The organism is Streptomyces sp. NPDC037242 (genome assembly GCF_055604165.1).
In genome coordinates, this window is record NZ_JBVJUY010000009.1 from 105,994 (window position 1) to 127,875 (window position 21,882).

Annotated in this window: 18 protein-coding genes and 1 pseudogene; 11 read left to right on the plus strand and 8 right to left on the minus strand. The window is 71.5% G+C overall.

Annotated features, from left to right (window positions below):
• Position 1 precedes the first annotated feature (1 nt).
• Positions 2 to 2,188 (plus strand): DUF4132 domain-containing protein, encoded by a 2,187-nt coding sequence (locus ACZ7GJ_RS13450; protein ID WP_470751465.1) that lies wholly within the window; start codon positions 2 to 4, stop codon positions 2,186 to 2,188.
• A gap of 71 nt (positions 2,189 to 2,259) precedes the next feature.
• Here ACZ7GJ_RS13450 and ACZ7GJ_RS13455 read toward each other — a convergent pair whose 3' ends face one another.
• From ACZ7GJ_RS13455 to ACZ7GJ_RS13475, 5 genes are all read right to left on the minus strand, one after another.
• Positions 2,260 to 3,027: a succinate dehydrogenase iron-sulfur subunit gene (locus ACZ7GJ_RS13455; RefSeq protein ID WP_470751466.1), complete on the minus strand. Its 768-nt coding sequence runs from the start codon at positions 3,025 to 3,027 to the stop codon at positions 2,260 to 2,262.
• On the minus strand, positions 3,027 to 4,781 hold the full coding sequence (sdhA, locus tag ACZ7GJ_RS13460) for a succinate dehydrogenase flavoprotein subunit (protein WP_470751467.1): 1,755 nt from the start codon (positions 4,779 to 4,781) through the stop codon (positions 3,027 to 3,029). Before sdhA ends, ACZ7GJ_RS13455 begins: the two co-directional genes overlap by 1 nt.
• A 23-nt stretch (positions 4,782 to 4,804) precedes the next feature.
• Positions 4,805 to 5,287 carry a succinate dehydrogenase hydrophobic membrane anchor subunit gene (locus ACZ7GJ_RS13465; RefSeq protein ID WP_365917730.1) on the minus strand — a complete coding sequence of 161 codons (483 nt, stop codon included), beginning with the start codon at positions 5,285 to 5,287 and terminating at the stop codon, positions 4,805 to 4,807.
• A 5-nt stretch (positions 5,288 to 5,292) separates the two neighbouring features.
• Positions 5,293 to 5,673, minus strand: coding sequence for a succinate dehydrogenase, cytochrome b556 subunit (sdhC, locus tag ACZ7GJ_RS13470; RefSeq protein WP_365917729.1), 381 nt, complete (start codon positions 5,671 to 5,673; stop codon positions 5,293 to 5,295).
• A 152-nt stretch (positions 5,674 to 5,825) separates the two neighbouring features.
• On the minus strand, positions 5,826 to 6,431 hold the full coding sequence (locus ACZ7GJ_RS13475; RefSeq protein ID WP_470751469.1) for a 2-oxo-4-hydroxy-4-carboxy-5-ureidoimidazoline decarboxylase: 606 nt from the start codon (positions 6,429 to 6,431) through the stop codon (positions 5,826 to 5,828).
• 330 nt (positions 6,432 to 6,761) lie between these two features.
• Here ACZ7GJ_RS13475 and ACZ7GJ_RS13480 point away from each other — a divergent pair, with 330 nt between their 5' ends.
• On the plus strand, positions 6,762 to 7,505 hold the full coding sequence (locus tag ACZ7GJ_RS13480; RefSeq protein WP_470751579.1) for an RNA polymerase sigma factor: 744 nt from the start codon (positions 6,762 to 6,764) through the stop codon (positions 7,503 to 7,505).
• Positions 7,505 to 8,587, plus strand: a complete 1,083-nt coding sequence (locus ACZ7GJ_RS13485) for a hypothetical protein (RefSeq protein ID WP_470751470.1) — start codon at positions 7,505 to 7,507, stop codon at positions 8,585 to 8,587. Before ACZ7GJ_RS13480 ends, ACZ7GJ_RS13485 begins: the two co-directional genes overlap by 1 nt.
• 283 nt (positions 8,588 to 8,870) lie before the next feature.
• Here the strand turns inward: ACZ7GJ_RS13485 and ACZ7GJ_RS13490 are convergent, their stop codons facing one another.
• Positions 8,871 to 9,758: a L,D-transpeptidase family protein gene (locus ACZ7GJ_RS13490; RefSeq protein ID WP_470751471.1), complete on the minus strand. Its 888-nt coding sequence runs from the start codon at positions 9,756 to 9,758 to the stop codon at positions 8,871 to 8,873.
• A gap of 180 nt (positions 9,759 to 9,938) precedes the next feature.
• On the opposite strand from ACZ7GJ_RS13490, the gene ACZ7GJ_RS13495 reads away from it, so the two are divergent.
• Both ACZ7GJ_RS13495 and leuE read left to right on the plus strand, forming a co-directional pair.
• Positions 9,939 to 11,516, plus strand: a complete 1,578-nt coding sequence (locus ACZ7GJ_RS13495; RefSeq protein WP_470751472.1) for an acyl-CoA mutase large subunit family protein — start codon at positions 9,939 to 9,941, stop codon at positions 11,514 to 11,516.
• Positions 11,517 to 11,621: 105 nt separating this feature from the next.
• Positions 11,622 to 12,275: a leucine efflux protein LeuE gene (gene leuE, locus ACZ7GJ_RS13500; protein ID WP_470751473.1), complete on the plus strand. Its 654-nt coding sequence runs from the start codon at positions 11,622 to 11,624 to the stop codon at positions 12,273 to 12,275.
• 4 nt (positions 12,276 to 12,279) lie between these two features.
• Here leuE and ACZ7GJ_RS13505 read toward each other — a convergent pair whose 3' ends face one another.
• Together ACZ7GJ_RS13505 and ACZ7GJ_RS13510 are read right to left on the minus strand one after the other, a co-directional pair.
• Positions 12,280 to 13,656 carry a polysialyltransferase family glycosyltransferase gene (locus tag ACZ7GJ_RS13505; RefSeq protein WP_470751474.1) on the minus strand — a complete coding sequence of 459 codons (1,377 nt, stop codon included), beginning with the start codon at positions 13,654 to 13,656 and terminating at the stop codon, positions 12,280 to 12,282.
• Positions 13,653 to 14,666 carry a glycosyltransferase family 2 protein gene (locus tag ACZ7GJ_RS13510; RefSeq protein WP_470751476.1) on the minus strand — a complete coding sequence of 338 codons (1,014 nt, stop codon included), beginning with the start codon at positions 14,664 to 14,666 and terminating at the stop codon, positions 13,653 to 13,655. The genes ACZ7GJ_RS13505 and ACZ7GJ_RS13510 overlap by 4 nt, the downstream gene beginning before the upstream one ends.
• Before the next feature lie 176 nt (positions 14,667 to 14,842).
• Between ACZ7GJ_RS13510 and ACZ7GJ_RS13515 the strand changes: the two genes are divergently transcribed.
• The 6 genes and pseudogenes from ACZ7GJ_RS13515 to ACZ7GJ_RS13540 all read left to right on the plus strand — a co-directional run bounded on the left by ACZ7GJ_RS13515 (position 14,843) and on the right by ACZ7GJ_RS13540 (position 21,807).
• Entirely contained in the window at positions 14,843 to 16,228 is a 1,386-nt protein-coding gene (locus ACZ7GJ_RS13515; RefSeq protein WP_470751477.1) for a DUF6716 putative glycosyltransferase, read from the plus strand.
• Positions 16,228 to 16,653: pseudogene (locus ACZ7GJ_RS13520) on the plus strand (acylneuraminate cytidylyltransferase family protein); the annotation flags it as partial. The gene ACZ7GJ_RS13515 and the pseudogene ACZ7GJ_RS13520, both read left to right, overlap by 1 nt.
• A gap of 342 nt (positions 16,654 to 16,995) precedes the next feature.
• Entirely contained in the window at positions 16,996 to 17,898 is a 903-nt protein-coding gene (locus tag ACZ7GJ_RS13525) for an N-acetylneuraminate synthase family protein (protein ID WP_470751580.1), read from the plus strand.
• Between the two features lie 35 nt (positions 17,899 to 17,933).
• The gene (locus tag ACZ7GJ_RS13530; protein WP_470751479.1) at positions 17,934 to 19,136 is read left to right on the plus strand and encodes a hypothetical protein; all 1,203 of its coding nucleotides are present in this window, start codon (positions 17,934 to 17,936) and stop codon (positions 19,134 to 19,136) included.
• A 137-nt stretch (positions 19,137 to 19,273) separates the two neighbouring features.
• Positions 19,274 to 20,542 carry an amidohydrolase gene (locus ACZ7GJ_RS13535; protein WP_470751581.1) on the plus strand — a complete coding sequence of 423 codons (1,269 nt, stop codon included), beginning with the start codon at positions 19,274 to 19,276 and terminating at the stop codon, positions 20,540 to 20,542.
• A 218-nt stretch (positions 20,543 to 20,760) separates the two neighbouring features.
• The gene (locus ACZ7GJ_RS13540) at positions 20,761 to 21,807 is read left to right on the plus strand and encodes a BMP family lipoprotein (protein ID WP_470751480.1); all 1,047 of its coding nucleotides are present in this window, start codon (positions 20,761 to 20,763) and stop codon (positions 21,805 to 21,807) included.
• Positions 21,808 to 21,882: the final 75 nt, after the last annotated feature.

Sequence of the window (21,882 nt, forward strand, 5' to 3'; positions counted from 1 at the left end):
CATGGCGGTCGATCTCGACGCGGCGACCCGGCGGGCCTTCGAGGAGCTGGGGCGGACCTACCACACCTACGGCGGCGGCTGGTCGGCGCGCGTGCACGGCTGGCTGGCCGCCGGGCACACGGTCCCGGCCGCAGCCGTGGCCACCCTGCGGCGCAGTGCGCTGATGTCCTACTCCATTTCCGACCTGAGCGCCGCGGTCGGGCAGTTGAGCGGTCCCGTCCTCAACGTCGGTGAGCAGTGGGCCGAGGAGGCCATGGCCGACGGGCGCTGGTCCGCCCTCCTCGCCCATGCCGCCACCGCCACCGCGGCCCGGCCCAGCGCCAAGTGGGAGAAGACCGCCCGCGCGCTCATCGAGGGCACCGGAGCCGGCCCCGACGTCCTGCGCGAGACCGTCGTGGGCTGGCTCGCGCTCGTGGACCGTCCGCGCACCATCCCGGTGGACGACGGCTGGTACCAGAACCAGCTCGACCCCTACAACGCCAACGCCCTGCGCGGACTTGCCTGGCTGCTGCCCCTGCTGCCCGCGCACCCCGAGATACCGCGCGCGCTGGGCAGGCTCGTGGAGGCCTGCCTGCGCAAGGTCGCGGGGCTGGGCCCGCGCAACCCCAAGGTGGCCAACGCCGGTGTCGTCTCCCTCTCCCGGACCGAGGGCGAGGCCGCCCTCGCCGAGCTGGCCCGGCTGTCGGCCCGGGTGACCTTCAAGGGCACCCTCAAGCTCGTCGACTCGGCGCTGGAGCAGCGGGCGGCCGCGCTCGGGCTGACCCGGGAGGAGATCGAGGAGCTCGCCGTGCCCGCGTACGGGCTCACGGAGGTCGGCCGCGCCGGGTTCCCGTTCGGGGAGGCCGTCGCCCTGCTGGAGGTGCGCGGGCCGAAGGCCGTGCTCAGCTGGCGCAACGCCGCCGGCAAGGCGGTCAAGAGCGTCCCCGCCGCGGTCCGCCAGGACCACGCCGAGGAGCTCAAGGAGCTCAAGGCCGCCGTGAAGGACATCGACAAGATGCTCTCCGCCCAGACGGAGCGCCTCGACCGGCAGTTCCTCGCCCGCCGGGTGTGGGCGTACGGGCAGTGGCGCGAGCGGTACCTCGACCACCCGCTGGTCGCCACCCTCGCCCGCCGCCTGGTCTGGACGGTGGCCGGGCTCCCGGCGGTCTTCGACGGCACCGACCTGCGCACCCTCGCGGGCGACCCCCTGTGCGTCGGCGAGGACGCCGAGGTACGGCTGTGGCACCCGATCGGCCGCGCGGGGGACGAGGTCGCCGCCGTGCGCGAGCGGCTCGAAGAGCTCGGCATCACCCAGCCGTTCAAGCAGGCCCACCGCGAGGTGTACCCGCTGACCGAGGCCGAGCGGAACACCGGGACGTACTCCAACCGGTTCGCCGCACACGTCCTGCGCCAGCACCAGTTCCACGCGCTGGCCGCCGCCCGGGGCTGGCGCAACAAGCTCCGGCTCTGCGTCGACGACTCCGCGCCGCCGGCCACCCGGGAGCTGCCGCAGTGGGGCCTGCGCGCCGAGTACTGGATCGAGGGCGACGACGGCGGCGACCACCACGCCGACACCACCGGATCCGGCAGCTACCTGCGGCTGACCACCGACCAGGTGCGCTTCTACCCGATCGACGCCCCGCAGAACTGGGCGCACTGCGGCGGCGGCCGCGGATACTCCATGTACCTGCCCGACGGCCTGGCCCCCGTCGACCCGCTGCCGCTCACCGAGATACCCGAGCTGGTGCTCAGCGAGGTGCTGCGCGACGTGGACCTGTTCGTCGGGGTCGCCAGCGTGGGCAACGACCCCACCTGGTCCGACGGCGGTCCCGAGGGCCGCTTCCGCGAGTACTGGACCTCGTACGGCTTCGGCGAGCTGAACCAGAGCGCCGAGACCCGGCGGGCCCTGCTGGAGCGGCTGGTGCCGAGGCTGGCCATCGCCGGCCGCTGCTCCGTCGAGGGCCGCTTCCTCCACGTCAGGGGCGAGCTGCGGACGTACAAGATCCATTTGGGCTCGGGCAACATCCTGATGGAGCCGAACGACCAGTACCTGTGCATCGTGCCCAAGTCCACGGCCTCACCGGACGCGGGCTACCTGCCCTACGAGGGCGACCGGACCCTCGCGGTGATCCTCAGCAAGGCGATGCTGCTCGCCGAGGACACGGCCATCACCGACCCGACGATCACCAGCCAGATCCGGCGGGCCTGATACGCGGGAGGCCCCGCCGCCCGGTGTGTGAACACCGGGCGGCGGGGCCCCGTACGCAAATGCCGAAGGACTCAGAAGCGGCGCGTGATCAGCGCACGCTTGACTTCCTGGATCGCCTTCGTGACCTCGATGCCGCGCGGGCACGCGTCGGTGCAGTTGAAGGTCGTGCGGCAGCGCCACACGCCGTCCTTGTCGTTCAGGATCTCCAGCCGCTGCTCGCCGGCCTCGTCACGCGAGTCGAAGATGAAGCGGTGCGCGTTGACGATCGCCGCCGGGCCGAAGTACTGGCCGTCGTTCCAGAACACCGGGCACGAGGACGTGCACGCGGCGCACAGGATGCACTTGGTGGTGTCGTCGAAGCGCTCGCGGTCCTCGGCGGACTGCAGGCGCTCGCGCGTCGGCTCGTTGCCCTTGGTGACCAGGAACGGCATGACGTCCCGGTACGCCTGGAAGAAGGGCTCCATGTCGACGACGAGGTCCTTCATCACCGTCAGGCCCTTGATGGCCTCGACCGTGATCGGCTTCTCCGGGTTGATGTCCTTGATCAGCGTCTTGCAGGCGAGCCTGTTCTTGCCGTTGATCCGCATCGCGTCGGAGCCGCAGATGCCGTGCGCGCACGACCGGCGGAAGGTCAGCGTGCCGTCGAGGTCCCACTTGATCTTGTGGAGACCGTCGAGCACGCGCTCCTTCGGGTCGATCTCGACCTGGAAGTCCTGCCACTGCGACTCGTCCGAGATCTCGGGGTTGAAGCGGCGGATCCGGAAGGTGACCGTGATGAACGGGGAGGCCGCGGCCGCCGCTTCCATCTGGTCCGTCTTGGACAGAGTGGGGGTAGACATCAGTACTTACGCTCCATCGGCTGGTAGCGGGTCGTGACGACCGGCTTGTAGTCGAGCCGGACCGAGTCCGAGCCGTCGGCCCCGACCTCGCGGTACGCCATGGTGTGGCGCATGAAGTTGACGTCGTCGCGGTTCGGGTAGTCCTCGCGGTAGTGACCGCCGCGGGACTCCTTGCGCGCCAGCGCGGACACGGCCATGACCTCGGCCAGGTCGAGCAGGTTGCCCAGCTCGATGGCCTCCAGCAGGTCCGTGTTGAAGCGCTTGCCCTTGTCCTGGATCGAGACGTTCTTGTACCGCTCGCGCAGCTCCGCGATCTTCTCGACCGCCGTCTTGATCGTCTGCTCGGTGCGGAACACCATCACGCAGGCGTCCATCGTCTCCTGGAGCTCCAGGCGCAGGTCGGCGACCCGCTCCTTGCCCGTGGAGGCGCGCAGGTGCTCGACGAGGTCGATCACCTGCTTCGCCGGGTCCTCGGGCAGCTCGACGAAGTCGTTGGCGTGCGCGTACGCCGCCGCGGCGATGCCGGACCGCTTGCCGAAGACGTTGATGTCCAGCAGCGAGTTGGTGCCGAGGCGGTTGGCGCCGTGCACCGACACGCACGCGACCTCGCCGGCCGCGTACAGGCCCGGGACGACGGTGGTGTTGTCCGCCAGGACCTCACCCTCGACGTTGGTCGGGATGCCGCCCATGGCGTAGTGCGCGGTGGGCTGGATCGGGATCGGGTCCGTGTACGGCTCGATGCCCAGGTAGGTGCGCGCGAACTCGGTGATGTCCGGGAGCTTCGCGTCGAGCTGCTCCGGCGGGAGGTGCGTCAGGTCCAGGTACACGTGGTCACCGGCCGGACCGCAGCCGCGGCCCTCACGGATCTCGGTGTAGATGGAGCGCGAGACGACGTCACGGGACGCGAGGTCCTTCATGACCGGCGCGTACTTCTCCATGAAGCGCTCGCCGTCCTTGTTGCGGAGGATGCCGCCCTCACCGCGGGCGCCCTCCGTCAGCAGGATGCCCATGCGCCAGATGCCCGTCGGGTGGAACTGGAAGAACTCCATGTCCTCCAGCGGCAGGCCGCGGCGGTAGCAGGCCGCCTGGCCGTCACCCGTGAGGGTGTGCGCGTTGGAGGTCACCTTGAAGAACTTGCCCGTGCCGCCGGAGGCGTAGATGACGGACTTGGCCTGGAACACGTGGATCTCGCCGGTGGCGAGCTCGTACGCGACCACACCGGCCGACTTCTTGACGCCGTCCTCCTCGACCAGGAGCTGGTCCAGGACGTAGAACTCGTTGAAGAACTCCACGCCCTCCTTGACGCAGTTCTGGTACAGCGTCTGGAGGATCATGTGGCCCGTGCGGTCCGCGGCGTAGCAGGACCGGCGGACCGGCGCCTCGCCGTGGTTGCGGGAGTGGCCGCCGAAGCGGCGCTGGTCGATGGTGCCGTCCGGGGTGCGGTTGAACGGCAGGCCCATCTTCTCCAGGTCGAGGACCGCGTCGATGGCCTCCTTCGCCAGGATCTCGGCGGCGTCCTGGTCGACCAGGTAGTCACCGCCCTTGACCGTGTCGAAGGTGTGCCACTCCCAGTTGTCCTCTTCCACGTTGGCCAGCGCGGCGGCCATGCCGCCCTGCGCGGCGCCCGTGTGGGAGCGGGTGGGGTAGAGCTTCGTCAGCACGGCGGTGCGGCTGCGCTTCGTCGACTCGATGGCGGCGCGCATGCCCGCGCCACCCGCGCCGACGATGACGGTGTCGTACTTGTGGATCTTCATTGGTTTCGCCTCAGCCCCGTTGCCTAGCGGATGTTCGGGTCGAAGGTGAAGATCACCAGCGTGCCCAGAAGGATGGTGAACACCGTGGCGGTGTAGAGCAGGCCCTTCAGCCACAGCCGCGTGTTGGCGCGCTCCGCGTAGTCGTTGACGACGGTGCGCAGGCCGTTGGCGCCGTGGAGCATGGCCAGCCACAGCATCAGCAGGTCCCAGACCTGCCAGAACGGGGACGCCCAGCGGCCGGCCACGAAGGCGAAGCCGATCTTGGAGACGCCGCCGTCCAGCACCAGCTGGATCAGCAGGTGGGTGATGACGAGGACGACCAGCACGATGCCCGAGAGGCGCATGAAGAGCCATGCGGCCATCTCGAAGTTGCCGCGGGTCGAGCGCGGGGTCTTGCCGGTCCGCTTGCGCGGGGCCTCGATGTACGGCGCCGGGTTGTCGACGTCGTAGAGGGAAACGCCCTCCACGTCACCGATGGCCTGGGCGGAAGAAGTGTCAGAAGACATGCGTGTCACTTCCCGAACAGTTCAAGGTAGGCGTGGTTCAGGACGGGGTACACGGCCCCGGCCATCAGCACGATCCAGATGCTCACGACAGTCCAGAGCATCTGCTTCTGGTAGCGCGGGCCCTTGGACCAGAAGTCCACGGCGATGACACGGAGACCGTTGAGCGCGTGGAAGAGGATGGCGGCGACGAGGCCGTACTCCAACAGCGCGACGATCGGGGTCTTGTAGGTAGCCACGACATCGTCGTACGCCTCGGGGGAGACGCGGACGAGAGCGGTGTCGAGGACGTGTACGAACAGGAAGAAGAAGATGAGGACGCCGGTGACTCGATGAGCCACCCAGGACCACATTCCTTCCCGGCCGCGGTACAACGTTCCAGCCGGCACGGAAAACCCTCCGGAAGCGGGGCGGGGGCCAGCCGGCTTCGTTGTCGGTCGGGCCCGGCCGGGTACGGTCCTCCGGCCCCGGACATCGTAGCGACGCTTTGTCGGTTCCTTCGCGCGGGGGCCATCGGTGTGATCAAACAGGCACGGACGGACTATCCCACAGGGGCGAATAGCCCGAATTCGGCGGCAGACACCCCATCCGCCGAGGTCAGCCAGTGTGTCAGGTCGGCCAGCCTGGCCCGTGCGACACGGCGCAGCTCGTCCGCGGAGATCGAGCGCTCCTCATCCACTTCGTGACCCATCCGACGCCGGATCGCGGCCAGCAGCTGGTCGGCCTGCTCCTCGGGGGTGTGTCCGTCGAGGCAGATGACGAAGGCGTGGCCGAACTTTCGCTCGTACTCCGCGTGGGCGGCGTCGAGGGCCAGGAGCGCGGCGTAGGAGGCCCCGTGCTCCAGCTCCGCCGAGGACTCGCCGTCCAGCGCCTCCGTCAGGTCCGCCTGGGAGAGGTCGTACGAGGCCTCGTCCGCGGCGGCGAGCAGCGCGGCCGCGTCGGGGTAGGGGCGGTGGGCGGCCACCCGCTGGGCCCAGCGCCGGCTGCCGCAGCAGTGCAGCAGGACGGCGCGGGCGGATTCGGGGGAGAGGGCGTTGAACCGGGCCAGCCCCGATCCGTGGGAAAGGCCGGAGCTGCCGCGGGCCTGTGCCGGAAGATGGCTGGACAGCGGGGGGCTCCTCGGGGCGCGGCGCGGGTGTACCGCCACGCTATCGACGCGGGGCGGGGTGTGTCGTACGCATCCTGGGTTTTCACCCGGAAGTGAGCCGAAAGGATGACAAGTCCGCGTGGAGGAGCACTTGAGGAAGGGGAGGACGACCGAGGCCGCCACCCCCCACAGGAGAGGCCCCGGTCGCCATCCGACACGGACTCGTGCGACAAGCCCGTATCCCTGTCAGCGCCCGGAGTGCGTTTTGTGTCACACCTCGCTCCGCGCAGGATTGGTTGCTGGTTGTACAACTCGTGGACGAGAGGTGCTTGAAAGCCGTAACGTGCTGATTTGCGCCACACGTACAGGACAGTGAACGGGTTGGGGACTTTGCTGGGGGACGACGCGGAGCTGACCACCGCGGTGCTCGCGGCACAAGACGGCGACGAGAACGCGTTCCGTTATGTGTACCGCGCCGTGCACCCGCGCCTGCTCGGGTACGTCCGCACGCTCGTCGGAGACGGCGACGCGGAGGACGTCACCTCGGAAGCCTGGCTGCAGATCGCCCGCGACCTCGACTCCTTCACCGGCGACGCCGACCGCTTCCGCGGCTGGGCCGCCCGGATCGCACGCAACCGGGCCCTCGACCACATACGCATGCGCGGCCGCCGCCCCGCGGTCGGCGGCGACGAGACCGAGCTGACCGGCCGGGCCGCCGACAGCGACACCGCCGGCGAGGCGATGGAGGCGCTGTCCACCGGCCGGACCATGGCGCTCATAGCGCAGCTGCCCCAGGACCAGGCGGAAGCCGTCGTCCTGCGCGTGGTCGTCGGACTGGATGCCAAGACCGCCGCCGAGACGCTGGGCAAGCGGCCGGGCGCGGTACGCACCGCCGCGCACCGGGGACTGAAGAAACTGGCCGAGTTGATCGGCGCCGAGGGCGGGTTCGAGCCGGGCTGGGAGGCGGACTCCGGATACGGGTCCGCGGTCGGCCATAATGCCGGTGGCCGGCCGCGGGACGGTGCGAACGGGATGGATCTCGACGCCGTACCGGCGCAGCGCGGCCGAGGCGGGGGTCTCGTAGATCAAACCGGTGTGACGCATTCACGTTGGCGGACGCAGAAGGACATGTGATGGCCGACGAGCGCAACAGGTGGCTGGACAGAGCCGCAGCGGAACGACTGCTGCGCGGAGAACCGGCCGTACCTGGTGCCGATCACGATGCCCGCGTACGGGCCGAACGGCTGCGCGCCGCCCTCGGCGAACTGGCCGGGCCGCCGCACGCCGGCGCCGAGCTGCCCGGGGAGGCCGCCGCACTGGCCGCCTTCCGCGCGGCACGCGGCGAGGCACCCGCCGCCCGGGCCGGGGCCGAGGCCTTCGGTTCCGGTGAGCCGGTGGTGGAGCTCAGTCCGCGGTCCCTGGCCGCCGTGCACGCGGCCGCGGCCGCTTCCGGTTCGGCTTCCGGTTCGGATTCCGCGCCGGGCACCCGGCGCGTCCGGCGGATCCGCCCGGTGCGGTTCGGGCTCGCGGCCGCCCTGGCGAGCGTCGCCTTCGGCGGTCTGGCCGCCGCCGCGGGGGCCGGGCTGCTGGACGGGACCCGGCACGACAGCGCGGGACCCGCCCCGGCGGCGTCCGTGAGCTCCGGCGACTCGCCCGCCCCCGGCGACGGCGAAGGGCCGTACCCGACCCTCACCCCGCAGTTCCGCCCCTCCCAGCCGCACGGCGGCGACGGGGCCGCCACCCCGGGCGTGGAGGGCACGCAGGGCACGCAGGGCGCGGACGGTCGTACGACGCCGGAGGCCGGTACGGCCATCGGCGGCGGAAGCGGCGGAACCGGGACGGAACCCTCCGCGAACGGTGCGGCCACCACGGGCAAGGCCACCGGAGGCAAGGAGAACTTCCTCGGGGGCGGCGACACGCTCAAGGACCGGGAGACCCGCCTGCGGGCGGTGAACCTGTGCCAGTACTACCGGGCGGGCAGCCTCAACGACGACCGCCGCGAGACGCTCGCGCGGCTGGCCGGCGGGCGCGCGCAGATCCCGCGCTACTGCGAGTCGGTGATCGACGGGGTCTCCGACGGCGGCACCAAGGAGAGCACTCCGGGCGCACCGGGCGTCGAGCCGGGCCGCACCGACGGGGGCGGCGGCATCCTCAGGGCCCCCACGCTGACCCCGGCGCTGCCGGTGAACGGGTCGGCGGTCCTGCGCACCCGCTGAGAGCGGGTCCGAAGGGGGGACCGAACGGGTATCGGACGGTGTCCTGAAACATTCGCCGACCCGGCTGTAACACTTTTCGAACCTGTGGCGCAGTACGTAGCGAGCCGACTGGTCATCGGCCGCGCATGAGCCGGGGTTCCCCCCGTACCCCTGGGCTCTGCGCAACCGGCGCGGGCGGGGCACGTTCCCCCGGCCCTGCCCGCGCCTCTGACTTCTTCGACCGCCTCCGGGGCCGGCCTCAGGCCGGCCCCTTTCCGTTGACCGGCCGACCCGGCCGACCGGATCACCAGTAGACGACGACCTTGTCGCCGACCTGGACCGCGTCGAACAGCGCCGACAGCTTGCCCTTGTCCCGGACGTTCACACAGCCGTGCGAGGCGCCGGCGTAGCCGCGGGCGGCGAAGTCCGCGGAGTAGTGGACCGCCTGGCCGCCGCTGAAGAACATCGCGTACGGCATGGGCGTGTGGTAGATCGTCGACGTCCAGTCCTTGGCCTTCCAGCCCACGTTGAAGACGCCTTCGCGGGTCGGGGTGTTCTCCGAACCGAAGCGCACGTCCATCGTGGAGATGACCTTGCCGTCGATCATCCAGGCGAGGGTGCGGCTCTCCTTGCTGATGCACATGACCCGGCCCTCCATGCAGCGCGGGTCGGGAGCGTCGGCCTCGTTGACGGCCGGCGGGCGCAGCTCGTCGGCGGTGGGCTTCTTGGTGAGGCTCTGGATCTTCTTCCAGGTGGGCTCGTCCACACCGCCGGTGACGGTGAGCTTGTTCTTGGTCTGGAAGGACTTGACCGCGGTGGTCGTCTTCGAACCGTAGAAACCGGTCGGGGCGACCGTCATCAGCTTGAGCTGGCGCAGCCGGGCCTGAAGTTCGCGCACCTGCTCGCTGTCGTCGCCGTTGGCCATGATCTGCTTCACGGTCGGCGAGGGCGAGGGCGAGGGGGACTTCGAGGCGGAGGCCGAGGCGGACGGAGACGGCGAGGCGTCGCCGGGCTTGCCGTCCGAGGAGGCGGAGGCGGACGGGGAGGGTTCCGCCATGGTCGCGGAAGGGGACGCGGAAGCGGAGCCCTGGGACTCCGAGTTCTGCGGTCCGCAGGCGGTCGCGGCGAGCGCGACGGCGGTGGCCACCCCAAGCGTGCGGATTATGACTCTCTGGCGGTGCAGGCGGAGCATTGCATTCCCCCGAATTCTGATGTCGTGTATCTAGGTGATGCCTGGCGGGCGTGGAGAGTTGCAGAAGATCGCGGGATGTTGCGCCATTGTGACCAGCGGCCGCCACGCGGACGGCCACAGCCGTCGCGGGGAAGGTTGTATCAGCCCCGGGCCGGTTCTCTCCAGGGAGGACTACGTCACATGGCCAGCACCGAGAGCGGAATCCCGATCGAACCGGTTTACGGGCCTGAGGATCTGACGGGGTGGGACCCGGAGCTCAAACTGGGTTCACCAGGGGCATACCCGTACACGCGGGGCATCTACCCCACGATGTACACCGGTCGGCCGTGGACCATGCGGCAGTACGCCGGCTTCGGCACGGCCGCCGAGTCCAACGCCCGCTACCGCCAGCTCATCGCGGGCGGCGGCACCGGGCTGTCCGTGGCCTTCGACCTGCCGACGCAGATGGGTCACGACTCCGACGCCCCGCTCGCACACGGCGAGGTCGGCAAGGTGGGCGTCGCGATCGACTCGCTCGACGACATGCGGGTGCTGTTCGACGGGATCCCGCTGGACCGGGTCTCCACCTCGATGACCATCAACGCGCCCGCCGCGCTGCTGCTGCTCCTCTACCAACTGGTCGCGGAGGAACAGGGGGTCGCGGCGGACCGGCTGACCGGGACGGTCCAGAACGATGTCCTGAAGGAGTACATCGCGCGCGGGACGTACATCTTCCCGCCCGGACCCTCGCTGCGGCTGACGGCCGACACCTTCCGGTACTGCCGGGCCGAGATCCCCCGCTGGAACACCATCTCCATCTCCGGCTACCACATGGCCGAGGCCGGGGCCTCGCCCGCGCAGGAGGTCGCCTTCACGCTGGCCGACGGGATCGCGTACGTGCGTACCGCGCTGGCGGCGGGGATGCCGGTCGACGACTTCGCGCCCCGGCTCTCCTTCTTCTTCGTCGCCCGCACCACCCTGTTGGAGGAAGTGGCGAAGTTCCGGGCGGCCAGGAGGATCTGGGCGCGGGTGATGCGCGAGGAGTTCGGGGCGCGGGACCCCAAGTCGCTGATGCTGCGCTTCCACACCCAGACGGCCGGGGTGCAGCTGACGGCGCAGCAGCCGGAGCTCAACCTCGTACGGGTCGCCGTGCAGGGGCTGGCCGCGGTGCTCGGCGGCACCCAGTCGCTGCACACCAACTCCTTCGACGAGGCCATCGCCCTGCCCACGGAGAAATCGGCCCGCCTCGCGCTGCGGACGCAGCAGGTGCTGGCGTACGAGACGGACGTCCCGCACACCGTCGACCCCTTCGCGGGTTCGTACGTCGTGGAGCGGATGACGGACGAGCTGGAGGAGGCGGCGCTCGCGCTGATGCGCCGGGTGGAGGACCTGGGCGGCGCGGTGGCGGCGATCGAGGCCGGTTTCCAGAAGGAGGAGATCGAGCGGAACGCGTACCGCATCGCGCGCGAGACCGAGAGCGGGGAGCGGGTGGTGGTGGGGGTCAACCGGTTCGCGCTGGAGCGGGAGGAGCCGTACGAGCCGCTGCGGGTCGACCCCGGGATCGAGGTGCGCCAGCGGGCGGCGCTGGCCGCGCTGCGGGCGGAGCGGGACGTGGGGGCGGTGGCCGCGGCGCTGGCGGCGGTGCGGGAGGCGGCGGCGGGCCGGGCGAACGTGCTGTACCCGATGAAGGAGGCCCTGCGGGCGCGGGCCACGGTGGGGGAGGTCTGCGGGGCGCTGCGGGAGGTGTGGGGGACGTACGTGCCGGCGGACGTGTTCTGAGGTGGGGGGCTCCCGGGGGGCCTCGCCGAGGCCTCCCGGGGGGCCTCGCCGAGGCCTCCCCGGCGGCAGAGACCCGGTATGGAGACCCGTGCGAGACTCGGATCCATGCTGGGAGTCACCGATCTGCCGACCTACATGGTCGGCCTCGTACTGATCATTCTGTTGCCGGGGCCGAACTCGCTCTACGTGCTGTCCGTCGCCGCGCGCGGCGGCGTGCGCAAGGGGTACACGGCCGCCGCCGGCGTCTTCACCGGGGACACCGTCCTGATGGTGCTGACCGCCGCCGGGGCGGGCGCGTTGCTGAAGGCCAGCCCGCTGCTGTTCTCCGTGGTGAAGTTCCTCGGCGCCGGATACCTGGCGTGGCTCGCCATCGGCATGCTGCGCGGTGCCTGGGCCATGTGGCACGAGCGCAAGGCGCGCCGGGCCGAGCTGCTCCAGGAGGGTTCCGAGCCCGCGGCGAGGGGCGAGCGAATATACCGGCGGGCGCTGGTGGTGAGCCTGTTCAACCCGAAGGCCATCTTGTTCCTGCTGTCCTTCTTCGTGCAGTTCGTGGATCCCGGCTACGCCTATCCCGCACTGTCGTTCCTGCTGCTGGGCTCGGTGTCCCAGCTGGTGAGCGCCCTCTACCTGACCACGCTGATCTTCACCGGGGCCCGGCTCTCGGCGGCCTTCCGCAGCCGCAAGCGGCTGGCGGCCGGTGCGAGCTCCGCGGCGGGCGTGCTGTTCCTCGGCTTCGCCGCCAAGCTCGCCATGGGCTGACCGGTCAGCCGATCGCCTTGCGCAGCCGGCGCGCCAGCCGCCGTACCGCCGGGTGCCGCGGCAGGAAGGACAGCTGCGCCGGGATGCCGCCCGGCAGGCCCAGGGTGGTCAGCCGGCGGCGCTTGAAGTAGCGCCAGGTGTGCGGGGTCAGGTGCCGGACCAGGTACTGCTCGGCCTCCGCGCGCCGCGCCGCCAGGACCTGCGGCTGCATCGTGAAGCCGACCGCCGTGAGCAGGCCGGTCAGCTCCTCGGCGACCCGTCCGGGGTCCGGCTGCGTCCAGGAGCGTACGCCCGCCGGGTCCGCGAGGTCCGGGAGCAGCGCGTCGACCAGGGTCAGCGGGACGCGGTTGCTGTTCTGGTACGGGGTGAGGCGGGCCAGTATGCCGCCCGTGCCGGTCCGGGCGACCGGGAGCCCGTACAGCGTGGCCGCGGTCAGCAGCCCGGTGGAGAAGCAGCCGACCACCAGGGCCGGGCGCAGCCGCTCGTAGAGGGTCTCGGCCAGGACCGGGGCGGTGATCACGGTGAGCCGGGCGCCGAGCCGCCCGGCCTCCGCCTCGGCGCGGCGGGAGTAGGCGGCAGGGGCGCTGGGGTGCGGTTTGAAGACCAGCTCCCGGTGGCCGAGGGCGTGCGCGCCGCGGACCATCTCGACGTGCAGCTCCTCCTCCTCGGCGGCGGACATGAGGTCGAGGGCGGAGAGGTACTGGCCCAGCAGCAGCGCCGGGGCGGACGGCTCGCCGCCGCCGGGGCCGGTGGCGGAGGGGGCCGGCACGTCCGGTGGGCCGGAGGCGGGTTCGGCGGCGAGCTCGGCGAGGACCTTCAGGAAGGCCGCAGCCGGGAGCAGCTCCGCCGGTACGCCGAACTCCGTGAGCAGCAGCGGCTCCAGCCCCGGTACGAGGTCCAGGTGCAGCACCCGCCGTACCCGCATGCCGAGTTGGGGATCGAGGCGGAAGCGGGTGGGGCCGTAGCTCATCAGCCCGTCGGCGTAGACGTCCACGGTCGCGCCGGGGAAGAGCCGGCACAGGCTCTGCGCGGGCGGGACCTGGAGGGACTCGACGATCAGCTCGACGCGGTCCTCGCCGATGCCCCACAGGGCGCGCAGCTGCCGTTCCCACAGCGGGACGTCGTCGGGCCGCGGGGCCCAGGTGCTGGGGTGCTGCGGGGCGATGACGGCGTTCCAGTCGAGCACCCCGTCGAAGCGCGTGCGCAGGGCGGCGAAACCGGGCATGTCCGCGAGCCCCGGGGCGATCTCGGCGGTGACGGAGTGGTTGCTGGTCAGCAGGATCCGGCGACCGGCGGGCGGGAAGGCGCCCGCGTCGATCCCGGCGGCGAGGGTGGCCGTGCCGTAGAGGGTGGAGGCCAGGAAGATCTGGGTGACGCTCACGCGGCGGCTCCCGGCGCCGCCGCGGGCGTGGCCGCCGCGGCCGCTGCGGCTGCCGAGGAGCGGCGGCGCAGTCGGCGCAGCCGGTCCGCGCGTTCGAGGTCCATCGAGTCGACGGCGTGGTCCAGCACGTCCTGCGGCATGCGCCCGAGAGCGGCCGTGCTCATGGAGCGGAGATTCCTGGCCACGGCCGGTTCGAACCTTTCGATGGATCCGATGTGGTGCGCGATGATTGCACAATATGTTCGGACGGCTTTGGGGAGCAGGAGATCGGCCTCGCGGTCGGCTGCCGTTTCCGAAAGGACTTGATCAAATGCTCGAATAAAATCGAGCTGACGCTCGTCCCCGATCTGCGTCAGAGAGGTGGAAATGCCGCGCCGGTAGAAGATTCCGGGCAGGCCGACCGCCGCGAAGGACTCCGCCTCCCGGTGCAGCCGCCAGATCCACGGCCGGTCCTCCGCGGTCCGCAGTCCGTCGGTGAAGTGCAGCAGCCCGCGGTCCAGCAGCCGCCGGTGGTACATCCCGGCCCACGCGTACGGATAGTCCACCGAGGTCGGGCGGGAGGCGGGCAGGATCCCGCGGCGCGGGGCGGCGACGACCGACTCAGGGCCGTAGGGGACGCGCTGCACCTGCCGCGTCCGGCCGGTGCACTGGACGTGGTCGGTACGGACGAAATCGCAGTTCAGGGCCTCGATGGCGGCCAGTGTGCGGGCCAGGTGGCCCGGCGCCAGCCAGTCGTCCCCGTCGAGGAAGGCGACGTACTCGCCGCGGGCCGCGTCCAGGCCCGTGTTCCGCGCGGAGGCCAGGCCGCCGTTGCGGTCGCGTCTGAGGTGCACCGCCCCCGGCAGGTCGCGCGCGGCCCGCTCCAGCATTTCGGGCGTCCCGTCCGTCGAACAGTCGTCGACGAGCAGGAACTCGAAGTCGTCCCGGGCGTTGAGTTCGAGACTTTTCAGGGCATCCGGTGCGTATGTCTGCACGTTGTAGAACGGCACGACAACAGAGAGCTTGAGCACCCGGGAGACATTAGGCCGCCGCTCGTCATTCATCATGACCCGTACGCGGATTTCATGTGAACGAAGAACGGCGGGAGCGTTAACCCGCGCGCTTTCGCATTTCGTCGACGGGTTGTTAACCCGCTGTTGTGCGTTCGTTGGGCCGATCACCGAAATTGCGGAATAACTTCTGCCGGGTGCCAGACAGCAATCGCGCCGTTCCACATGGCGCTCTTCGCGTCGCCGTACTCGCCGATTCCGATACGCGATGGAAATGGGGTGCGCTCACCGCGCGCCGCCTCGGCGTCGGCCCCGGCCCCGGCTCCGGACCCGGACCCGGACCCGGACCCCACCTCACGGGATACCTGCTGCGCGGCCGGGCCACGCCCACCGCGCGCCAGCTCGGCGAGGTCGGGGTGCGGGCGGACCGGATCACAGAGGTGACCTGCGCGGAGTTCCTCGCGGAGCTGCGCCGCGAGCGCTACGACGTCGTGGTGCTCGCCCTCGTCGGCGGGGCCGTACAGGCCGTCCTGCACGGGGCGCGTGCGCTGTGGCCCGAGCCGGCCGACCGCCCGGTCCTGGTCACCGGGTACGTGGGCGTCGTATACGAGAAGCTCGCCGACGGGCTGCTGCTGCGCCACGGAGCCGACCTCGTCCTCGCCAACTCCCGCCACGACGCCGAGCGCTTCCGCGCCGTGTACGAGGGAGTGGGCGCCGACGCGTCGGCCGTCACCGAGACCGCGCTGCCGTTCCTGGAGGGCGCCCCGTACGAGCCCGCCGGGAGCCGGGCGCACACCGTGGTCTTCGCGGTGCAGCCCTCGGTGCCGCAGGGCCGGGCCGACCGCGCGTACCTGCTGCGGCGGGCCGCCGAGCACGCCCGGCTGCACCCGGAGCGCGAGGTGCTGGTCAAACTGCGCAGCAAGCCCGGGGAGCACACCACCCACCTGGAGGAGTTCCCCTACCAGCGCCTCGCGGAGCGGGTCGAGGACGGGCTCCCGGCCAACTGCCGCCTCGTGTACGGGAACATGGGCGAGGTCCTGGACGGCGCCGACCTGCTGGTCACCGTCTCCTCCACGGCCGCCCTGGAATCCCTCCACCGGGGCATCCCGACGGCCGTGCTGACCGACCTGGGCATCCGCGAGGGCCTCGGCAACCACCACTTCCTCGGCTCGGGCTGCCTGGCCTCCTGGGACCAGCTCGACGCGGGGCTGCTACCGCGGGGCGATGCGCGGTGGCTGGCCGCGCAGGGCGTCGGGGGTACCGCTGCCGAGGGTGCCGAGGGCGCGCCGGACCCGTACGCCGCCGCCCGGGCGCGGCTGGCGCGGCTGCTGGAGCGGCGCCCGCTCCCGGCCGTCGCCCCCTACTACACCCGGGCCACCGCGCCCGGGTACCTGCCCGGCATCCTCGCGCGCCAGCACCTGGCCCCCGACGGCACCCCGCTGCCGGGTGCGGTCCGGGAGAAGGGCGGCGGGTCCAAGCTGCGCCGCCGCCTGCGCGCCCACGTCCGCGAGGCCGCGCGCGGGGCGTACCGCCACGGCGTCCAACGGGTGGCCCCCCTGATCCGCAGACTGGGCGAGCTGTGATGCGCCCCGGGCAGGCCCCGGATTCGCGTGCGGGGACGGGTACGGGTACGGACCGGGTGCTCGCGGTGATTCCGGCTCGCGGCGGGTCCAAGGGGGTGCCGGGGAAGAACCTCGCCGAGGTGGGCGGGGTGCCGCTGGTGGCCCGCGCCGTGCGGGCCTGCCTGGCCGCGCCGACCGTCACCGACGTCGTGGTCTCCACCGACTCCGAGGCCATCGCCGCGGCCGCCCGCGCCGCCGGCGCCGGAGTCGTACGCCGGCCCGCGGGGATCTCCGGGGACACCGCGACCAGCGAAGCCGCCCTGCTGCACGCGCTCGACGCCTTCGAGGAACTGCACTCCCAGACCGTCGGCACGGTCCTGCTGGTCCAGTGCACCAGCCCCTTCGTCACTGCCTCCGACGTCGAGTCGGTCGCCGCCGCCGTCGCATCCGGCGGGGCCGACTCGGCCCTCACCGCGGCCCCCTTCCACGGATTCCTGTGGCGGGCCGCCGCCGACGGGGCCGGGCTCGGGGTCAACCACGACACGGCGTACCGGCCCCGCCGCCAGGACCGGCCCGAGGACCTGCTGGAGACCGGCGCCGCCTACGCCATGGACGCCGCCGGCTTCCGCTCCGCCCGGCACCGCTTCTTCGGGCGGACCGTGCCCGTACGTACCGACCCCGCGCGGGTCCTGGAGATCGACGACCCCCACGAGCTGGCCCGCGCCCGCCTCCTCGCCCCCCTGCTCGACACCCCTGCCGCACCCCCCGTACCGAAGGACACCCCTGCCATGACCGCCACCTCCCGCCTGCGCAGCTTCCGTTCCCGCCTCGCCGGACCCGGCCGGCCCGTCTATGTCGTCGGCGAGATCGGCATCAACCACAACGGCGACCTCGGCAACGCCTTCGCCCTCATCGACGCCGCGGCCGACGCCGGCTGCGACGCGGTGAAGTTCCAGAAGCGCACCCCCGAGATCTGCACCCCGCGCGACCAGTGGGACATCGAGCGCGACACCCCCTGGGGGCGGATGACGTACATCGACTACCGCCACCGCGTGGAGTTCGGCGAGGCCGAATACCGCGCCATCGACGAGCACTGCGCCAAGCGCGGCATCGACTGGTTCGCCTCCCCGTGGGACACCGAGGCCGTCGCCTTCCTGGAGAAGTTCGACGTCCCCGCCCACAAGGTGGCCTCCGCGTCGCTCACCGACGACGAGCTGCTGCGCGCCCTGCGCGCGACCGGCCGCACCGTCGTCCTCTCCACCGGGATGTCGACCCCCAAGCAGATCCGCCACGCGGTCGAGGTGCTCGGCAGCGACAACATCCTGCTCTGCCACGCCACTTCGACGTACCCGGCCAAGGCCGAGGAGCTGAACCTGCGGGTGATCAACACCTTGCAGGAGGAGTACCCGAACGTCCCGATCGGCTACTCCGGCCACGAGACCGGCCTGCAGACCACCCTGGCCGCGGTCGCGCTCGGCGCCGCCTTCGTCGAGCGCCACATCACCCTCGACCGCGCGATGTGGGGCTCCGACCAGGCCGCCTCAGTGGAGCCCGGCGGCCTGATCCGCCTGGTCCGCGACATCCGCACCATCGAGACCGCGCTCGGCGACGGCGTCAAGCGGGTCTACGAGTCCGAGCTCGGCCCGATGAAGAAGCTCCGCCGGGTCCAGGGCGAGCTCGCGTCGGTCTGACCGGGCCGACGCCCCCAGCGATCGAGGAGTACGCGGTGAACCCCTCAGCCTCCACCCTGGCTTTCGTCGAGAGTCCCGTCCAGCTCCTCAACGTGCTGGAGTGGGCGTACGCGCAAGGCACCGCCCCGGCGGACCGCGGACCGCTGCTCGGCGCCGTACCGCGGCAGCCGGAGCGGACCGCGGCGCGCCCGCAGCCCCCGGCCGCCAGCGCGGCCGGGAGTACGGCCGGGACCCCCGCCGCCCCGGGCGCCGGAGCCGGGACCGCGCTCCCGGTGCGGATCGTCGTCCTGCCGCCCACCGACCCCATGTCGCGCGGGCAACTGCGCCGGATGGCGGGGATCGCGCGCAACGAGGGCCACGACGTGCACTGGCAGGAGGCCCGCGGCGGCGCCGGGGCCCCGCTCAGGGCGCTCGCCGCGCTCGGCGGCCAGGTGCGCCGGGCCCGGCGGATCGTGGTGGGCGACCCCTTCTCCCGCTTCACGCAGCTGCTGCTCGTCCCGGCCCGCGCCGCCGAGCTGGTCGTGGTCGACGACGGCACCGCCACCATGGAGTTCATGGCGCAGCTCGGCCGCGGGGAGCGGCTGCGCCGCTGGCACCGCTCCGGCGGCGGGGTGCTGTCCCGGGTGCGCGAGCTCGCGTACGCCCCGGTGTCGGGCCGGGCCCGGCGCCGGCTGACGCCGGGGCGGCGGCGACGGGTGGAGGTGTTCACCTCGATGCCGGTGGCTCCGCTGCCCGGGATGGCGCTGCGGCTCAACGACTTCGCGTGGACCCGGGCGCGCTTCGGCCCGCCCCGGCTGACCAAGGGGACGGACCTGGTCGGCACTTCCCTGGTGGAAACCGGTGTCGTAGACCCGGACCGCTATCTGGACGCGGTGCGCGGCCTGACCCTGGAGCACGGCGCCACCCGCTACTTCGCGCACCGCCGGGAGTCCCCGGAGAAGCTGCGCATGCTGAGCGAGTCGACCGGGCTGGAGATCGTAAGGCCGGACCTGCCGCTGGAGCTGATCGCGCGGCGGGGCCCGGTCGGCCGTACGATCGTCAGCTTTCCGTCCACGGTCGTACACACCCTGCCGTACGCCCTGTCGGGCACCGGTGTGACCGTCGCCGTATGCGATATCGACCCCGAATGGCTTACTGGGGCGGCCACCGCCCGGGCTCGCAGCTTCCTCGCCGGGGTCACCGACACCGCCCGTGATGTGCACAGACTCCCAGCCCAGGCGGCCCCTGCGGCCGGATGAGCGCGCGAGTTTACCCCCGGGTGCATCCGGTCATGCGTCCAGAGGCCGGGTTTCTTTCCCCTAACGGCATGAATTTCTAGTGATCCCCGACCAGTTGACCCATACGTGCGCCTACCCTTCAACGGGTGAACCAGTTGATGTCCCGCGAGTCCCAGACCGCCCTGCCCGGCAAGCCCGACCGGCCCGAGCTGCCCGGCAAGCTTCCGGACCACCTGCGCGCCGAACTGATCGCCTTCCGCCGGGATTTGCACATGCATCCCGAGCTCGGGAACCAGGAGTTCCGCACCACGGCCGCGATCAAGGCCCGGCTGGAGAAAGCCGGCCTGCGACCACGGGTGCTGAAATCCGGTACGGGTCTGATCTGTGACGTGGGCACCTGGGACGGCGGCCGGCCGATGCTGGCCCTGCGCGCGGACATCGACGCCCTGCCCATTCCGGATGCCAAGACGCACGTCTCCTACCGCTCCATCTACCCGGACCGCGCCCACGCCTGCGGCCACGACGTGCACACCGCCGTCGTCCTCGGCGCCGGCCTGGTGCTCGCCGAGCTCGACCGCCTGGGACTGCTGCCCCGGCCCGTGCGGCTGCTGTTCCAGCCCGCCGAGGAAGTGCTCCCGGGCGGCGCCGCCGATGCCATCGAGTCCGGGGTCCTGGACGGTGTGGGCCGGATCGTCGCCGTGCACTGCGACCCCCGGGTCGACGCGGGGCGGATCGGGCTGCGGCCCGGCCCCATCACCTCGGCCTGCGACCGGCTGGAGGTCGCCCTCGCCGGGCCCGGCGGGCACACCGCCCGGCCGCACCTGACCACCGACCTGGTGACGGCGGCGGCCCGGCTCGCCGTCGACCTGCCGGCGGTGCTGGCCCGCCGGATGGACGCCCGCTCGGGCATGTCGGTCACCTGGGGCCGGATCGAGGCCGGCCACGCCTGCAACGTCGTCCCGATGCACGCCGAGCTGTCCGGAACCGTTCGCTGCCTGGACATCAACGCCTGGCACGAGGCCCCGGACCAGATCCACGCGGCGATCGACGAGATCGCGTCCCTGCACCGGGCGAAGTCCGAGATCAACTACGTGCGCGGGGTGCCGCCGGTCGTCAACGACCCGGTGGTCACCGAACTGCTGCGCGAGGCGATGGGCGCGCGGCTGGGCGCCGAGTCGGTCGAGGACACCGAGCAGAGCCTCGGCGGCGAGGACTTCTCCTGGTACCTGGAGCACGTGCCCGGGGCCATGGCCCGCCTGGGGGTCCGTACGCCCGGCGACACCGCCAAGAAGGACCTGCACCGGGGCGACTTCGACGTCGACGAGTCCGCGATCGAGGTCGGCGTGGAGTTCTTCACGGCCGCCGCACTGCTGGACGGGAACGGCGAGAGCCGCCTCGACTCGCGGCGCGCCAGGAGTGGCCGGTAAAAGTCCTTACAGCATCGGGGAGTCTTCCGCCGAACGCGTCCAGCCCTTGGTACACAAGGGTTGGGCGCGTGCGGAGTTACCGGTCGGTCACTGTCTGGTTCGCGACGATCCGATAACGACTCATGAACAGTCCTTTAACTGACATCTACGCGCGTTACGATCGCGGCGAAACCAGCGCCGGTCGTGGCGCTTCGGTCAGGTTTTGAAGGAGCCTCCCCTTGCGCCGGATCACCAGGATCGCCACCGTGGGCATCGCGTCCGCGGCGCTGGCCCTCTCGGCCACCGCCTGTGGCGGTAAGAAGTCCTCGGACACCGGATCTTCCACGGAAGCCGGTGCCGCCATCGCGTACGACATCGGTGGCCGCGGCGACCAGTCGTTCAACGACGCCGCCTACGCGGGCCTCGAGAAGGCCACGACGGAGCTGAAGGTCAAGGGCGCCGAGGCGGAGCCCACGGACGGCGAGGGCGAGGCCGACAAGGTCCAGCGCCTCACCGAGCTGGCCCGCAAGGGCAACAACCCGGTCATCGGCGTCGGCTTCGCCTACGCCAAGGCCATCGAGAAGGTCGCCCCGAAGTTCCCGAAGACCACCTTCGGCATCATCGACGACGCCTCGGTCACCGCGCCGAACATCGCCAACCTCGTCTTCAACGAGGAGCAGGGCTCCTACCTGGCCGGCGTCGCCGCCGCCAAGGCGACCAAGTCCAACACGGTCGGCTTCATCGGTGGTGTCGAGACCCCGCTGATCAAGAAGTTCGAGGCCGGCTTCGTCCAGGGCGTGCAGGACACCAACCCCAGCGCCAAGGTACTCACCCAGTACCTGACCCAGCCGCCGGACTACACCGGTTTCGCCAAGCCCGACCTCGGTAAGGCCGCTGCCCAGGGCCAGCTGGCCAAGGGCGCGGACGTCATCTACGCCGCCGCCGGTGGCGCCGGTGCCGGTGCCATCGAGGCCGCTGCCAGCAACGGCAAGTGGGCCATCGGTGTCGACTCCGACCAGTACAACCAGGCCGGTCTGTCGAAGTACAAGGACAAGATCCTGACCTCGGCCACCAAGGACGTCTCGGACGCCGTCTTCAACCTGATCAAGTCGGTCAAGGACGGCAAGCCGGAGAGCGGCGAGGTCCGCTACGGCCTGGACACCGACGGCGTCGGCCTGTCCGACTCCAACCCGGAGTACAAGAAGCTGACCGAGGTCACCGCCGCGGTCGACAAGGCGAAGGCCGACATCATCGCCAAGAAGATCACCGTCAAGACCGCCCCGTAGGGCCGTGTCTGACATGTAGTCGTGGTCTCCGGGGTCCGGGCAGCGGTCTCATTCGCTCCCGGGCCCCGAGCCGTG

Bases quoted from the DNA above. Each gene is read 5' to 3' on its own strand.
- ACZ7GJ_RS13450 (WP_470751465.1), top strand. From the start codon at position 2: ATGGCGGTCGATCTCGACGCGGCGACCCGGCGGGCCTTCGAGGAGCTG.
- ACZ7GJ_RS13455 (WP_470751466.1), bottom strand. From the start codon at position 3,027: ATGTCTACCCCCACTCTGTCCAAGACGGACCAGATGGAAGCGGCGGCC.
- sdhA (WP_470751467.1), bottom strand. From the start codon at position 4,781: ATGAAGATCCACAAGTACGACACCGTCATCGTCGGCGCGGGTGGCGCG.
- ACZ7GJ_RS13465 (WP_365917730.1), bottom strand. From the start codon at position 5,287: ATGTCTTCTGACACTTCTTCCGCCCAGGCCATCGGTGACGTGGAGGGC.
- ACZ7GJ_RS13485 (WP_470751470.1), top strand. From the start codon at position 7,505: ATGGCCGACGAGCGCAACAGGTGGCTGGACAGAGCCGCAGCGGAACGA.
- ACZ7GJ_RS13490 (WP_470751471.1), bottom strand. From the start codon at position 9,758: ATGCTCCGCCTGCACCGCCAGAGAGTCATAATCCGCACGCTTGGGGTG.
- ACZ7GJ_RS13495 (WP_470751472.1), top strand. From the start codon at position 9,939: ATGGCCAGCACCGAGAGCGGAATCCCGATCGAACCGGTTTACGGGCCT.
- leuE (WP_470751473.1), top strand. From the start codon at position 11,622: ATGCTGGGAGTCACCGATCTGCCGACCTACATGGTCGGCCTCGTACTG.
- ACZ7GJ_RS13525 (WP_470751580.1), top strand. From the start codon at position 16,996: ATGACCGCCACCTCCCGCCTGCGCAGCTTCCGTTCCCGCCTCGCCGGA.
- ACZ7GJ_RS13535 (WP_470751581.1), top strand. From the start codon at position 19,274: ATGTCCCGCGAGTCCCAGACCGCCCTGCCCGGCAAGCCCGACCGGCCC.